At 71.1% G+C, this 13,944-nt stretch carries 18 protein-coding genes; 12 read left to right on the top strand and 6 right to left on the bottom strand.

All coding sequences use genetic code 11. The features are described 5' to 3' along the window. Positions 1 to 94: 94 nt before the first annotated feature. Complete coding sequence (locus H5965_RS04190; RefSeq protein WP_310967973.1) at positions 95 to 556, bottom strand: CGNR zinc finger domain-containing protein; 462 nt, start codon at positions 554 to 556, stop codon at positions 95 to 97. Positions 557 to 639: 83 nt separating this feature from the next. On the opposite strand from H5965_RS04190, the gene H5965_RS04185 reads away from it, so the two are divergent. Genes H5965_RS04185 through H5965_RS04175 form a run of 3 tightly spaced genes read left to right on the top strand, consistent with a single transcriptional unit; the run spans position 640 to position 2,012 of the window. Beyond that, entirely contained in the window at positions 640 to 1,008 is a 369-nt protein-coding gene (locus tag H5965_RS04185; protein ID WP_310967972.1) for a VOC family protein, read from the top strand. Positions 1,009 to 1,015: 7 nt separating this feature from the next. Then, positions 1,016 to 1,399 carry a zf-TFIIB domain-containing protein gene (locus H5965_RS04180; protein WP_310967971.1) on the top strand — a complete coding sequence of 128 codons (384 nt, stop codon included), beginning with the start codon at positions 1,016 to 1,018 and terminating at the stop codon, positions 1,397 to 1,399. 1 nt (position 1,400) lies between these two features. Continuing rightward, the gene (locus tag H5965_RS04175) at positions 1,401 to 2,012 is read left to right on the top strand and encodes an AAA family ATPase (protein WP_310967970.1); all 612 of its coding nucleotides are present in this window, start codon (positions 1,401 to 1,403) and stop codon (positions 2,010 to 2,012) included. Here H5965_RS04175 and H5965_RS04170 read toward each other — a convergent pair. Further along, positions 2,009 to 3,154 (bottom strand): methyltransferase domain-containing protein, encoded by a 1,146-nt coding sequence (locus H5965_RS04170; protein ID WP_310967969.1) that lies wholly within the window; start codon positions 3,152 to 3,154, stop codon positions 2,009 to 2,011. The genes H5965_RS04175 and H5965_RS04170 overlap by 4 nt on opposite strands. A gap of 144 nt (positions 3,155 to 3,298) precedes the next feature. Between H5965_RS04170 and H5965_RS04165 the strand changes: the two genes are divergently transcribed. From H5965_RS04165 to H5965_RS04140, 6 genes are all read left to right on the top strand, one after another. Continuing rightward, positions 3,299 to 3,718: a helix-turn-helix transcriptional regulator gene (locus H5965_RS04165; RefSeq protein ID WP_310968491.1), complete on the top strand. Its 420-nt coding sequence runs from the start codon at positions 3,299 to 3,301 to the stop codon at positions 3,716 to 3,718. After that, positions 3,715 to 4,404: a hypothetical protein gene (locus H5965_RS04160; protein WP_310967968.1), complete on the top strand. Its 690-nt coding sequence runs from the start codon at positions 3,715 to 3,717 to the stop codon at positions 4,402 to 4,404. Before H5965_RS04165 ends, H5965_RS04160 begins: the two co-directional genes overlap by 4 nt. Before the next feature lie 84 nt (positions 4,405 to 4,488). After that, positions 4,489 to 4,782: a DUF2516 family protein gene (locus tag H5965_RS04155; RefSeq protein ID WP_013222364.1), complete on the top strand. Its 294-nt coding sequence runs from the start codon at positions 4,489 to 4,491 to the stop codon at positions 4,780 to 4,782. A 10-nt stretch (positions 4,783 to 4,792) separates the two neighbouring features. Next, positions 4,793 to 5,338: a YbaK/EbsC family protein gene (locus H5965_RS04150; protein ID WP_310967967.1), complete on the top strand. Its 546-nt coding sequence runs from the start codon at positions 4,793 to 4,795 to the stop codon at positions 5,336 to 5,338. After that, the gene (locus H5965_RS04145; protein WP_310967966.1) at positions 5,335 to 6,342 is read left to right on the top strand and encodes an ornithine cyclodeaminase family protein; all 1,008 of its coding nucleotides are present in this window, start codon (positions 5,335 to 5,337) and stop codon (positions 6,340 to 6,342) included. The genes H5965_RS04150 and H5965_RS04145 overlap by 4 nt, the downstream gene beginning before the upstream one ends. Further along, positions 6,339 to 7,787, top strand: coding sequence for an aromatic amino acid lyase (locus H5965_RS04140; RefSeq protein ID WP_310967965.1), 1,449 nt, complete (start codon positions 6,339 to 6,341; stop codon positions 7,785 to 7,787). The genes H5965_RS04145 and H5965_RS04140 overlap by 4 nt, the downstream gene beginning before the upstream one ends. 229 nt (positions 7,788 to 8,016) lie before the next feature. Here the strand turns inward: H5965_RS04140 and H5965_RS04135 are convergent, their stop codons facing one another. Beyond that, positions 8,017 to 8,952: a GNAT family N-acetyltransferase gene (locus H5965_RS04135; RefSeq protein ID WP_310967964.1), complete on the bottom strand. Its 936-nt coding sequence runs from the start codon at positions 8,950 to 8,952 to the stop codon at positions 8,017 to 8,019. 155 nt (positions 8,953 to 9,107) lie between these two features. On the opposite strand from H5965_RS04135, the gene H5965_RS04130 reads away from it, so the two are divergent. After that, entirely contained in the window at positions 9,108 to 9,680 is a 573-nt protein-coding gene (locus H5965_RS04130) for a cadmium resistance transporter (RefSeq protein WP_310968490.1), read from the top strand. 101 nt (positions 9,681 to 9,781) lie between these two features. Further along, entirely contained in the window at positions 9,782 to 10,486 is a 705-nt protein-coding gene (locus H5965_RS04125) for a M15 family metallopeptidase (protein WP_310967963.1), read from the top strand. 183 nt (positions 10,487 to 10,669) lie between these two features. Here the strand turns inward: H5965_RS04125 and H5965_RS04120 are convergent, their stop codons facing one another. Then, on the bottom strand, positions 10,670 to 11,380 hold the full coding sequence (locus tag H5965_RS04120; RefSeq protein ID WP_310967962.1) for an ABC transporter permease subunit: 711 nt from the start codon (positions 11,378 to 11,380) through the stop codon (positions 10,670 to 10,672). Beyond that, complete coding sequence (locus H5965_RS04115) at positions 11,377 to 12,075, bottom strand: ABC transporter permease (protein WP_310967961.1); 699 nt, start codon at positions 12,073 to 12,075, stop codon at positions 11,377 to 11,379. The genes H5965_RS04120 and H5965_RS04115 overlap by 4 nt, the downstream gene beginning before the upstream one ends. Before the next feature lie 138 nt (positions 12,076 to 12,213). Here H5965_RS04115 and H5965_RS04110 point away from each other — a divergent pair, with 138 nt between their 5' ends. After that, entirely contained in the window at positions 12,214 to 13,134 is a 921-nt protein-coding gene (locus tag H5965_RS04110; RefSeq protein WP_310967960.1) for an ABC transporter substrate-binding protein, read from the top strand. 15 nt (positions 13,135 to 13,149) lie between these two features. Here the strand turns inward: H5965_RS04110 and H5965_RS04105 are convergent, their stop codons facing one another. Further along, positions 13,150 to 13,929: a class I SAM-dependent methyltransferase gene (locus tag H5965_RS04105; protein ID WP_310967959.1), complete on the bottom strand. Its 780-nt coding sequence runs from the start codon at positions 13,927 to 13,929 to the stop codon at positions 13,150 to 13,152. Between the last annotated feature and the right edge of the window lie 15 nt (positions 13,930 to 13,944).

Raw genomic sequence — 13,944 nt, 5'->3', positions numbered from 1 at the left:
GTGGGGGCCGGGGCCCCGGAGGCGTGGATATGTGGTGCTTCGTCCCCAAGTTGTCCACAACCGTTCGAGTGTCCGCCGCTCGGATGAGGGCCGCTCAGCCCGCCGCGGCTCGGGCGCGCCAGCCGCGCGCCTTCTCGCGGTTGCCGCAGACGCGCATCGAGCACCACGTGCGCGAGCGGTTGCGCGACTCGTCGTAGAACGCCCACAGGCACGTATCGGCCGGGCAGATCTTCAGTCGGATCCAGTCACCGCGGACGACCAGCCGGGCGCAGGCGACGAACACCGCGCCGACGACGTCGTCCGCGACCAGGGCCGGCCCCTCCGCGGTCAGCGAGATCCGGGTGCCGACGTCGACACTGCCGCCCGGCAGCCGTGGGTCGCCGATCGCCGCGCGCAGGGCGTCGCGAGCCGCGCGGGCCTCGGCGGCCGGGTTGGCCGCCAGCCCGTGCCCGGCCGCCCACTCGCGCCACCGCTCGGGATCTTCGAGCAGGTCGGTGCCCTCTTCGACGTTGACCGTGTTGAGGAACTCCACCACGAGGGACGCGTCGGTGTGCACCTGCCGATTGTACGGCGGTTGCCTTCGGGTGTGCTAACCCACATAATCGCTTCACTGGTTACTCACGATCGAAGGGAGCGACGATGAGTGCGGTACCGACGCTGGGCGTGGTGGCCCTCGACTGCCCGGACCCGGCGGCGCTGGCCGAGTTCTACCGCTCGGTGCTGGAGTGGGACGCGCCCGAAGTGGCCGAAGACGGGCGCTGGGTGACGCTGCCCAACCCCGCGGGCGGCGCGGGCATCGCGTTCCAGCGGGTCCCCGACTACCGGCCGCCGGCCTGGCCGTCCGCGGAGAACCCGCAGCAGATGCACCTGGACCTGAACGTCACGGATCTGGAAGCGGCGCACGAGCGCGTGCTCGGGCTGGGCGCCAAGCTGCTCGACGACAACCCGAAGACGTTCCGCGTCTACGCCGATCCGGTCGGCCACCCGTTCTGCCTCTGCGCCTGCTGACGCGTTATTGCGTAGGCTCTGCGGTGTGATTTGTCCGAAGTGTCAGAACCAGATGCGGACCGTCGACAAGAACGGCATCCACATCGACCAGTGCGACGGCTGCCGCGGGATCTTCCTGGACCGCGGTGAGCTCGAGGCGATCGTCGGTGCGGAGAGCTCGTTCTACGGCCAGCAGCCGCCGCCCTACCAGTCCGGTCCGGCGCCGACGGCGCACTACGGCCGTCCCGACTCGCCGCGGCCCTACCGCGGCGGCTACCCGGACTCGCCCAAGGCGTACCGCGGTGGTTACCCGGACTCGCCGCGGCCGCACCGCGGGGGCTACTCGGACTCGCCGCGGCCGTACGGGCACGGGCACCGCAAGCGCAGCTTCCTCGAGAACCTCTTCGACTGAGATGGGGCTCGACCTGCGGATCTGCCCGGCGTGCGGCGAGCGGGCAGACCGCCCGGTCGTCACGGACTCGATCGTCTCGTGCGCCAAGTGCGGGCACGAGTGGCCGTTCGAGAAGCTGCCGCTGTTCGCGCTGACCGGGCCGAGCGGCGCCGGGAAGTCGACGATGGGGCCGCTGCTGGCCGACCGGCTGGCCGGCGACGTCGTGGTGCTGGACCAGGACATCCTCTGGATCGGCGCGCTGCGCGACGACGTACTGGACTTCCGGTCGGTCTGGCTGCGGATGGCGGCGATGCTGCACCAGAACGGCCGCCCGGTCGTGCTGTGCGGGACGGTCGCGCCACCGGAGTTCGAGCCGCTGCCGGAGCGCGCGTTCTTCAGCGACATCCACTACCTGGCCCTGGTGGGCACGCCGTCGTCGTTGCGCGCCCGGCTGCGGGCGCGCCCGGCGTGGCGGGAGTGGGACGAGGAGCGGATCGACGAGATGCTGGAGTTCAACGACTGGCTGCGCAAGTCGGCGCCCGGACTCGGCGTCGACGTCTTCGACACCACGGACGTCTCCCGTGAGGCGACGGCCGACCACGTGGAGAAGTGGATCCGCGCGCGGCTGCCTTAGCCCAACGGCCAGGTGCGGCCGTCGGGGGAGTCGAGCCAGAACTCCTGGCGGTCGCCGGTCACCGTGACGCCGAACCGGTCGCGGTCCGGCTTGCCCAGCTCGCACCACTCGACGAAGGCCGCCTCGGCGAGCTCCCACAGCGCCCGCGGGCCGCCCTGGGCGACCTCGTTCGCGCCGCCGCGCTTGCGGTGGCGGACCCACGAGCCGTCCGGGTGGACCAGCGCGAGTCCCGATGCTTCCTCGCCGCCCTCGCGCACCGGGCGGACACCGGGCAGCGCCAGACCCGCGAAGAATTCGAACTGCTGACGCGGTTGGAGCACGGTCGACAGCGGCAGCCGCGTCTGCTCCCAGTCGCCGCGCGAGGGCATCGGCAGCGGGCCCGTCTCGGGGAGCCGGTGCGCGCGCAGCGGCATGAACCGGCCGTCGCGCGCGAGGACGCGGCCCTGCGCGGTGCCGCCCTCGCCGGCGACCAGCCGGACCAGCCCGGCGCCGATGGGGCGGTTCAGCGTCGTCACGATCAGCCCGCCCGGCGCCGTCTGCGCCAGCCAGGCCGGCGGGATCGACGTCACCGCGGCGGTGCACAGCACCCGGTCGAAGATCGTGCCGGCCGGGAAGCCGAGCGCGCCGTCGCCCGCCGCGCACGCCGGGTGGTACCCCGCCGCGGCCAGCCGCTCGCGCGCCGTCTCGACGAGCACCGGGTCGATGTCCACTGTGGACACCCGACCGGCCCCGCAGCGGTGGCTCAGCAGCGCGGCGTTGTAGCCGGTGCCGGTGCCGATCTCGAGGACGCACTGCCCGTCGCGCACCCGCAGCTCCTCGAGCATGATCGCCATGATCGCGGGCATGCTCGACGAGCTCGTCGGCGTACCCGCCACCGGGCCGTCGCGCCGGGCGACCTCCCAGCGGTCCGGGTCGTCGTCGAGCTGCGTCACCAGCACGTCGCGGGAGTAGACGGTCTCCAGCCAGCCCGGGTCGCCGCGGTCGACCGCCGCCCACAGCCCGTCCGCCGGGGCGAAGAACCGCGGCAGGAAGACGTGGCGGGGCACCGAGCGGAAGGCGGCGATCCACTCCGGCGCGTGCAGGACGTCCTCGTCGAGGAGGTGCTCGACGAGGCGTCGCCGCAGCCGGGCCGAGCGCGTCATGGGACCACGGTAGCGGTGAGCGTCACACCCGAAGGTTGCAAGCAGGGTGCTTGCAATAGCTAGCACTCCGGCGTACCGTCGAAGGTGTCGCGAGGAGGTGACCGGATGACAGAGACCGGTGGGACGTCAGGATCCGGCAGTCCCATGGAGAAGGTCGCGGACATCGCTTCCGACATCGGCGAGTACATCCGCCAGCAGCGCAACACCGCGAAGATCTCGTTGCGCCAGCTGTCGAAGCTCGCCGGCGTGTCCAACCCGTACCTGAGCCAGATCGAGCGCGGGGTGCGCAAGCCCAGCGCGGAGATCCTCCAGCAGATCGCCAAGGGCCTGCGCATTTCGGCGGAAGCGCTGTACGTGCAGGCCGGGATCCTCGACCTGCCGACGGGCGGGCCGGTGGGCGACGCGATCCGCGCCGACGCCGAGCTGACCGAACGCCAGAAGCAGGTCCTGCTCGACGTCTACGAGTCCTTCCGCCGGGAGAACGCCGCGGCACGGCCGGCCGCCACTCCCGCCCCGGACACCACATCAGCCGCTTCAGCCGCGAAAACCGAGGAGTCAGCATGACCACCCCCAAGACCGAAGACGTCAAGAAGGCCGTCACCAACGCCCTCGACCAGGTCCGCACCCCGCTGCTCGCCGCGCTCGGCGCCGGCAACCTGGCCACCCACGCCGTCACCGACGCCGTGGCGAAGGCCAAGGAGAACGTGACCAAGGGCAGCGAAGCCGCCCGCAAGAACCTGCAGGAGCTGCCGACCGACGTCGAGAGCCTCCGCGAGAAGCTGGACCCGGCCGAGCTGCGCAAGGTCATCGACGAGTACACCGAGGCCGCGCTCAAGCTGTACAACAAGCTGGCCGAGTCGGGCGAGCAGGCGTGGGACAAGATCGCCGCGCAGCCGCAGGTCAAGAAGGCCATCGAGCAGCTCGAAGAGGCCCTGACCACCGCGCAGGGCCAGGTCGAGGGCGTCACCGCCGAGGTGCGCGAGCGCGTCGACGGCGTGCTGGGCACCTTCACCAAGCGCACCCGCTCGGTCGGTGAGAAGACCGCCCGCAAGGTGACCGAGGTCGCCGGCGAGGCCGCCGACGCCATCGAGGAGCTGGGTGACGACGTCGCCCACGAGACCCGCTCGGCGAGCCGCCGCGTCGCGAACAAGACGGCCCCGAAGACGGCCGCCCCGGCCCGCCGGAGCACCACGTCGAGCACCACCAGCGCCGCCGCGAAGAAGCCGGCCGCGCCGAAGACCGACAAGTGACATCGCCGTGAACTCCCGGCCCCGCCACCGCACCCGCGGTAGCGGGGCCGGGGTCGTTCGGGTGGTTTGCCGTAAGCTGTCGCTGTGCTAGTCGCCATCTGGATCCTCAATGTCATCCACTGGGGCAGCGCGCTGGTCGGGCTCTTCGCCTTCGTGCACGCGCTGCTCCAGCGCGCCGACGCCTATTCCGCGGCCGACCGCAAGACCAAGCCCATCTGGATGCTGATCACCGGTGGCGCGACGCTCGCCATGGTGCTGTTCCCCGTGATGGGCCCGGGGATGATCTTCTACGTGCCCGCGATGGCCGCGGCGCTGGTCTACATCGTGGACGTGCGCCCGAAGCTGATCGAGGTCCAGCGCGGCGGCTCGAGCTGGTAGCTACCCTGGGGTGGTGACCTGGACCATCGCCGGGAGCCTCACCGTCGTTCCCGCCTCCACGCGTACTGAACTGCTCGCCGAGCCCGTGGCCAAAGCCCTCGCCGCGCTCGCCGACCCGGACGCCGTCGGCGTCGCGGAGATCGACCCGTCGCTCGCCGACACCGCCGCCTTCTGCGAGGCCTACGGCTCGCCGCTCGAGGCGTCCGCGAACTGCGTCGTCGTCGCCGGCAAGCGGGCGGGCGAAGTCCGCTTCGCGGCCGCGCTCGTGCTCGCGACGACCCGCGCCGACGTCAACGGCGTGATCAAGCGCCGCCTCGACGTCCGCAAGGCGTCGTTCGCGCCGATGGACGAAGCCGTCTCGCTGACCGGGATGGAGTACGGCGGCATCACGCCGGTCGGCCTGCCCGCCGAATGGCCCATCCTGCTCGACCGCCGCGTCGCCGAGGCGCCCGAGCTCGTCATCGGCAGCGGGATCCGCGGCAGCAAGCTGCTGATCTCCGGCGCCGCGCTGGCCGCCCTGCCCGGCGCGGAGGTCATCGAGGACCTCGCCCGGTGACGTCCGTCTGGCTCCGGTACCTGACCGGTGCCGACATCGACGCGCTCGGCATCACGGACGCCGAGATCGTCGGCGCGGTCGAGGACGTGCTCGCCGACCACGGCCGCGGCCAGGTGGTCTTCGAGCCGCGTACGCACCTCGTGCCGGACAACGGCGGCAAGGGCCACTTCAACATCCTTCGCGGTCACCTGTCCGCGAAGCAGGTCAGCGGCGTGAAGGTCGTCGGTGACTTCGTGGGGAATTTCGAACGGGGCCTCCCTTCGGAAATGGCGTTGATCCTGTTGCTCGACCCGGACACCGGCATGCCGCGGGCCATCGTCGACGGCACGATGATCACCGAGGCCCGCACCGGCGCGATGACCGCCGTCGGCGCGAAGTACCTGGCCCGCCCGGAGGCACGGGTGCTCGGGCACATCGGCGCCCGCGGTACCGCCTGGTGGAACGTCGTGCTGCTGGACTCCTTGTTCGACTTCGCCGAGATCCGCGTGACCAGCAAGCGCCCGGAGTCACGCGAGGACTTCGGCCGCCGGCTGTCCGAGCGGCTCGGCAAGGACGTCCGCGTCTGCGCCACGGCCGAGGAGACCCTGGACGGCGCGGACATCCAGGTCGAGGCCTCCCGGCTGGTCGAGCCCGAGGCGCTGGTGCGCCGCGAGTTCCTCCGGCCGGGCACCTTCCTGGTGCCCTACGGCACGATCAGCGCGCTCGAGCTCACGCTGCTCGACGACGTCGACAAGGTCGTCGTCGACGACTGGCGCGAATCGCGGTCCGGCAACCCGCGGTTCGGCGCCCTGCGCCCGCAGCTCAACGCCGGCCTCCTCACCGAGGACAACGTCCACGCCGAGATCGGCGACATCGTGGCCGGGAAGAAGCCGGGCCGCGAGCACGACGCCGAACGGATCCTGTTCTGGCACCGCGGACTGTCCACAACGGACGTCGCGGTGGCGAACCTGATCCTCACCCGTGCCGAGGCTTCCGGCGTCGGCACCATGCTGCCCTACCGATGATCGTCTCCGACAGCGAGTTCGCCGACAGTGAACGGCTGGTTTTGGACAAACCGCTGGTAGAAGCCCTGCGGCGGCGCCGGAATGAGGTCTTGACAGCCCTCGCGGACCGGTCCGGGCCGGTCTACGGGGTCACCACGGGGATGGGCCGGCTCGCGGGTGTCGCGCTCGACGCGGACCAGCAGGCCGAGCACCAGCGGAACCTGCTGATCGGCCGTGCTGTGGGCGGTCCGCCGTGGCTGCCGCCCGAAGACGTCCGCGCGCTGCTGGTCGTCCGGCTGCGCGATTTCCTGCGGCCGTGGTCGGGGGTGAGCGCCGAGCTGGTGCAGTTCCTGGTGGACCGCTTGAACGACGGCTTCACGCCGGCGGTCCCGCGTTCCGGGCTCGGCAGTTCGGGCGAGATCATCGCGCTGTCCCACGCGTTCCAGACGTTCCTCGGCATCGGCACGGTCTTGGAGGACGGCGTCGAAGTGCCGGCCGCTTCGGCGCTCGCTGCGCGTGGTGCGGCGCCTTACGTTCTCGGGCCGAAGGAAGGCGCTTCGCTGCTTCAAGGTTCTCCGCTGGCGGTGATGCACTCCGCGCGCGGCTGGACGGAAACCCAGCAGCTCATCGACCTGCAGACGCTCACCGCGGCGATGGCGATCGACGTCCTCGGCGCGCCCCGGGACGTGTTTTCCCCGGTCATGGCGGGCGGCGACGACCACCTGAGTGCGGTGCTCCACGAGCTTTCGGGATTGGTGGGCAGCGGCCCGGTGCGGCCCGGCGTGGTGCAGGCGCCGCTGTCGGTGCGGGTCGCGCCGCGGGCGCTGGCGCACGCTTCCCGCGTCAACGGCGAGTTGCACGAGACTCGCCGACGCTGGAAGACGATGCCGGGGGATTCGCCTTCGTTCGTCGACGGCGCGTTCGTGCCGGGGACGGCGTACCACGCGGTGGACCTGGGGCTGCGGATGGACGCGGTGACGGCCGCGCTGGTGCACCTCGGCGAGGTTTCGGTGCAGCGGACGCACCGGTTGCTGGACGAGCGGTTCAGCGGGTTGCCGCCACAGCTCACGGCCGATCCGGGGCCGCGGGCGGGGTTGGTGCCGCTGCACAAGCGAGCGGCCGGGGAGCTGCACGCGCTTCGGCGGCTCGCGGCGCCGGCGACGTTGGGGTCGATCGACACGTCGGCCGGTCAGGAGGACGTGCAAGCGTTTGCGTCGGCGGCCGGGGAGCAACTGCGTGCGGCGGCTTCACATCTTTTCGCGATCACGGCTGGTGAGCTGATCACGGTGTCGCAGGCGCGGTACTTGGCCGGTGGGGAGGGTGCGCCGGGGGTTCGTGCGGCGTACGGGTGGGTGCGGTCGGTGGTGCCGCCGGTGGACGAGGATCGTCCTCTGGGGCCGGAAGTCGAGCGTCTGATTGCTGCTTGCCGGGCGGCTTTCTTCAACGACCTGGCGACGCTCACCTGAGTCCGGGCTTTGCTCGGGGGAGCTGTTGCTGGGCGGGTGGACTCGCCGTCTCGCCGTATTGCCGCATGACGCCGTGCCCGGGGGCGCCCCCCGTCTCGACTCTATCGCGCGATGCCGACGTTTTTGCCGCTCCGGCAACGAAATCCACGGAACTGTCCACAACTACGCCGGGCTGTGGACAACCACCCTCCGTGCGCCGCCGAATCGGACATCCGGCGGGGGCGGCGCGCTACGTTCGTTCGTGAGCGCCCTCCGGGGACGCGGGCCCCGGGGAAGGAGGGATACGACGGCGGGTCCGCGTGAAGGTGAGGGTGCGGGCATAGGGGCGGAAGCCCAGAGCGCGATACAGAGGGAGGGCACCCACGGACTTCGGATGGTTGATCACCGGATACACGACGGCTTCGCGAGCGCCGGCGTGGTGGGCCGCGTGCAGCGCGGCGAGGCACACCGCGCGGGCAAGCCCGGTGCGACGGAACTCCGGCAAGGTTCCGACGGGCTCCAGCTCGCCGACGGCATTGCGGTCGTCGAGCCAGATCAGGCACTGGGCGGCGAACCGGCCGTCGGGTGTTTCGGCGACCCAGTCCAGCCCGGCCCGGTAGGGCCAGGTGGCCATGACTGTCCGGTAGCTCGGTCCGGTCACCCTCGACGGGTGCCAGACCGTGCGGTGCACGGCCACGCGGCGGTCCAGATCGTCCGCGCCGGCCGGCCGGAGCGTGAAGCCGGCGGGTGCGACCGGCTCGGGCAGATCCACGAGGAGGCGAGACATATACGACTGGAACACAGGACTCTCCTGAAGCGCGTAACCGCAACGCTCCAAGGCGGCGACGACATGCTTCTCGGCGTCGAGCACGGTGACAGCGAGCTCGGCCGCGGAGGCGGTGTCTTCGAACCAGGCGAGCACCTCGGGCGCGAGTCCGGGATGCGCCGGATCCACGAGCAGCGCGAGTTCACCGGGTAGCGAAATCCAGCCCCACGCGACGACTTCGCCATCCGCTTCCCACAGCACGGTCGGCCACTCGGCTTCGCGGCCGGCGTGCTGGAACCGCTGCCACGCGAGATCACCGACGTGCACCGAACTCGACTTCGACCAGATCCGCTGGGCCAGGCTCTGCATGGCCCGCAGGTCGGCCGGACCGGCGTAACCGCGGCGCGTGACGACGGGCATGGGCAGCATCATCCGGTGCCGCACCGGCCCCCGCCAAGCGATTTACCGATCCGGCCGGGCCCGGGCCGGCCACCGGTGGCACGTAACCGTTGCCACACAACCGGATGGCCGTGACTGTGGTCGAATCGGTGCGGCACAGTGCCGCGGAGGTGGATGTGGACGCCGGACTGCTCGGGCGTGCGGCGGCGATGTTCGCGGTGACGAACGTCGACGACCTGGTGCTGCTCGCGGTGTTCTTCGGCCAGGCGGCCGGCCGCCGTGGTGCGGTCAAGGTCGTGGCGGGTCAGTTCCTGGGCTTCGCGGCGATCCTGGCCGTGGCGGTCGCGGGTGCGCTCGGGGCCGGGCTGCTGCCGGCGGGCGCGGTCCGCTGGCTGGGCGTGCTGCCGGTGCTGCTCGGCGTCCGCGCGGCGTGGCAAGCCTGGCATGCGTGGCGGCAGGACGACGACGAGCCGCCGCCGACGGCCGACGTGCTCGGCATCGCCGTGGTGTGCTTCGCCAATGGCGGTGACAACGTCGGCGTGTACGTCCCGGCGTTCGCCGCCACCGGGCCCGCGGGCCTGGTCGGCTACGTCGCGGTGTTCCTGGCGGGCGTGGCGGTGTGGTGCGCCGCGGGCCGGTTCCTGGCGACCCGGCCGGGCGTGGCGCGGGTGCTCGCACGGTGGGGTCACGTGGTCCTGCCACTGGTGCTGATCGCACTGGGCGTGCTGATCTTGGCCGGCGCGTTCTGACCGACTGCTCGCGCGGTCGCCTGGGGCGCGAAAAAGGTTGAGCCGCTGTGGCGTATCCGACTCGGGTGCAGCCGATCAACGGGGCCAGGCGTCGAGTGATCATGAATCTGAGAACCAGAGTTCTTGCCATCGTCACGTTCACGCTCTCCGCGGCCGTCGCCGTGGTCGCGCCGGCGTCGGCGGCCACCGGCTCCGGCATCGGCACCCAGACCGTGGAACTCGCCGCGCCGGCCGGAAGTGGTCTTGCGCCCTATGTCGCCGTCATCAAGCCCGTCACCGCCGAGCGGCTGGGGAACAGCTGGCACGAGGGGTGCCCGGTGGGGCCCGACCAGCTGCGGCTGGTCAACTTGAGCTTCCTCGGCTTCGACGGTGCCGTGCACCGGGGCGAACTGGTCGTCAACGCCGATCGGGCGCTCGAGGTCGCCCGCGTCTTCGGTGACCTCTACTTCGGACGGTTCCCCATCGAGCGGATGGAGACCGTCGAGAAGTACAACTCCGACGACGACGCTTCCATGGCGGCCAACAACACCTCGGCGTTCAACTGCCGGGCGATCACCGGCGGCACCGCCTGGTCGAACCACTCCTACGGGCGCGCCATCGACATCAACACCGTCCAGAACCCGTACATCTCCGGCAGCGGCGCGGTCTACCCACCCAACGGCGCGCCGTACGTCGACCGGACGCAGCACGCGCCCGGCATGATCCACGCGGGCGACGTCACCGAGCGGGCCTTCACCTCCCGCGGCTGGACCTGGGGCGGCTCCTGGGACACCCCGATCGACTACCAGCACTTCGAGAAGCCCTGACACCGACCGGAAATCCGCTGGGGTAACACAATCGTCCGTGGGCTGCGTCCGGGACAGGCCGTGATGGGAACCGCAGCCTCACGTACTGGGGATGAAGGAAACTCGCCCGGGATCGTCACCGGCCGGACCGGCGGCGATCCCGGGCAGGTCCGCCGGGCGGCGGTGCGCGACGGCGACCGTCGGCTAGTCGCGGCGGGCGTTCTGAAGCGCCAAGCCGCGCGGGGTTGCCAAGCGGGTGATCAGTGCGAACGCCCCGTCGCACAGCAGCGCCAGGATCACCGCGGCCAGGCCGCCCGCGAAGATTGCTCCGTAGCCCTGGGCGCCCAGCGCGAAGCCGTCGACTATGTAGCGGCCCAGGCCTCCGCCGTCGTTGACGATTGCTCCGATGGCCACCGTGGCGATCAGCTGGAGGAAGGCCACGCGCGCGCCCGCCAGGATCACCGGGGAGGCCAGCGGGAGCTCGAGGCGGGCCATGATCTGCCACTCTCGGTAGCCCGTTCCGCGGGCCGCGTCGATCGTCTCCTGCTCCAGGGTCACCACGCCCGCGTACGTGTTCGTGAACAACGGTGGCATCGCCAACGCGACCAACGCGAGCAGCAACGGCCAGAACGCCGTGTCCAGCTCCCAGCGGCTCGCCAGGAACCAGAACAGGATGATCAACCCGAAACTCGGGATCGCCCGGCCGATGTTGACCGCGCTGCTCGCGAGGAACGCGCCGCGGCGGTAGTGCGCGAGCCAGAGCGCCGCCGGGATGGTCAGCGCCGCCGCGATCGCCAACGCCAGCAACGAAAACCTCAGGTGCTCCAGCGTGCGGTACGGGACGCCCGCCTTGTCGGTCCAGCTCCAGCGGTTGGGGTCCGCGAGCCACGCGTTCAGCTGGTCGAAGAAGCTCATCGCGTCCGCACCTTCCGCGACCAGGGCGCCAGCACGCGCTCGCTGAGCCAGAGGACCAGGTCGACCACCACCGCCAGGGCGACCGACAGGACCACGCCGACGATGATCTCCGTCGGGTTGGGGGTGGCCGTCTGGATGCCCGCTCGGATGAAGTACCCGAGGCCGCCGAGGCCGAGCATCGAAGTGACCGTCACCAGGCCGATCGTCGTCACCGCCGCCACCCGGAGGCCGGCGATCACCACCGGGAGGGCGAGCGGTAGCTCGATCTGCCAGAGCAGCCTGCCGCGCGTGTACCCCATGCCGACCGCCGCCTCGCGGACCTCGTTGGGTACCTGGTCGACGCCGGTCACGATGTTGCGGACCAGGATGAGCAGCGTGTACGTCGCGAGCGGGATCATCGCGGACACGAACGTCAGCCCGAAGAACGGCACCAGGACCGCGAACGCGCCCAGGCTCGGGATCACGTACAACGCGCCCGCCGTACCGAGGATCACCGGGTACGACCAGCGGAAACGCAGCGAAACGACGGCGAGCCCGATCGACACCACCAGGCCGATGCCGAGCGCGGCGCCGGTCAGCGAAACGTGCTCGACGAGGCGCTGGACGATGTCGTCGGCGTTGCGGTCGACCCACTTCCACTGGAAGATCGGGGGCTCGCTGTCGGCGGCCAGCGGCGTCACCGTGGTCACGTGCACCGGCCGACCCTACCCCGATCGGGCCCAAATATTCCGCGGAGTGGGAATATCGGGTGCTTTCTCCCACGATGTGGATTCTTGTCGGAGGTCAGGACTAGGGTCCTTTCGTCTGTTCGAGTGACGAGGGAGTGGGGATTCGTGCGCTGGTTCCGGAACGCGTCCGTGGTGGCGGTGGCCGTCGCGGCCACGCTCGGTTTGGCCGCCTGTGGCGGCAGCGACAGCGGTGACAAGCCCGCCGCGCAGAGCAAGGGGGGCGCGCCGATCGTCGTCGCGTCCTTCAACTTCACCGACAGCCAGATCCTCGCCGAGATCTACGCTCAGGCGCTGGAGGCCAAGGGCTACCCGGTGACGCGGAAGCTGAACCTCGGGTCGCGGGAGCTGATCTACCCGTCGCTGAAGTCCGGTGAGCTGCAGTTCATCCCGGAGTACCAGGGTGCGGCGATCACCACCGGCTTCGGCCAGGAGGCCGGCAAGACCGCGCAGGAGGAGCACGAGCAGCTGGCCAAGCTGTTCGAGCCCAGCGGCGTCGGGCTGCTGAACTTCGCGCCGGCCGAGGACAAGAACACCTACATCGTCAAGTCCGACCTGGCCAAGGACAAGGGCATCGCGTCGATCAGCGACCTGAAGAAGCTCGACAAGGTCGTCATGGCCGGGCCGCCGGAGTGCGAGAAGCGCCTTCCGTGCTTCAAGGGCTTCACCGACGTCTACAAGCTGACCAACATCAGCTTCCAGACCATCCAGGAAGCCGGCCCGCGCGTCCAGCAGCTCAAGTCCGGGGCCGTCACGGTCATCCCGGTCGACTCGGTCAGCCCGCTGACCGGCGACCCGGCCTACACCGTGCTCAAGGACGACCTCAACATCGTGCCGACCGAGAACGTCGTGCCCGCGGTGAACAAGAAGGTCCTCGACGAGCGCGGTGCCGACTTCGCCACCGCCGTGAACGCGGTGAGCGCGAAGCTGACCACGGACATCATGCGCGACCTGAACAAGCGCGTGGACTCCGACGGCGAGAAGGCGGCGGACGTCGCCAAGGACTGGCTGGCGCAGGCCGGCCTCTGACGCCGGAACCGGCGGTCACGCGGTCCCGCTGACGACCCACGCCCGGGCCGTCAGCGGGATCGAGCCGTCCGGATCGGCCGGCAGGCGGTCGCGCAGCAGCTCGCGGAGGCGGTCGCGGTGGGCCTCCGGGAGGGTGGCCAGGTACGACGGCGCCGGGCCCTGCGCGCCGAGGAACGGCTGCCAGTAGTCGTCGAAGTCCGCGAACACCGTCGGGATCGTGATCTCGCCGACGGACACCGCCGTGAAGCCCGCGTCCGTCCACAACCGGCCCAGCGGCTCCGGGCGGCACAACGTGTACTTGCGGCCCTCGTCCAGCTCGGCGACCGTCGAGGGGTCGAGCTCGGCGGCCGCGTCCCAGAAGCGGCGGATCAGCTGCATGCCTTCGGCGAGGTCCCACAAATACACCGCGGCCAGTCCGCCCGGCGCGGTCACCCGGGCGATCTCCGCCGCCGCGCGGGCCGGCTCGGGGACGAAGTTCAGCACCAGGCCCGACACCACCACGTCGAACCGGTCGTCCGGGAACGGCAGCGAGCGCGCGTCGGCGACCTCGAACGACGCCCGCGGGTCGGTCACGCCCGCGCGAGCCGTCTTCAGGAAGCCCTCGGACGGGTCGGCGCCGACGACTTCCGCGGGGTCGGCCGCCCTCAGCACCTCCGAGGTCAGCGCGCCCGTGCCGCAGCCGACGTCGAGCCAGCGCCGGCTCGCCGGGGCGCCGAGTTGCCGGACGAACGTCGCCGCGACCCGGCGGCTCCACCGTCCGATGTAGGCCTCGTAAGCGTCGCCTGACTGCCACATGCCCCCGAGTACAGC

This window comes from Amycolatopsis sp. 505 (assembly GCF_031625235.1).
In the GTDB taxonomy this organism is placed as follows: domain Bacteria; phylum Actinomycetota; class Actinomycetes; order Mycobacteriales; family Pseudonocardiaceae; genus Amycolatopsis.
The sequence above is the reverse complement of the archived record's forward strand: the minus strand, read 5'-3'. Positions and strand labels throughout refer to the sequence as shown.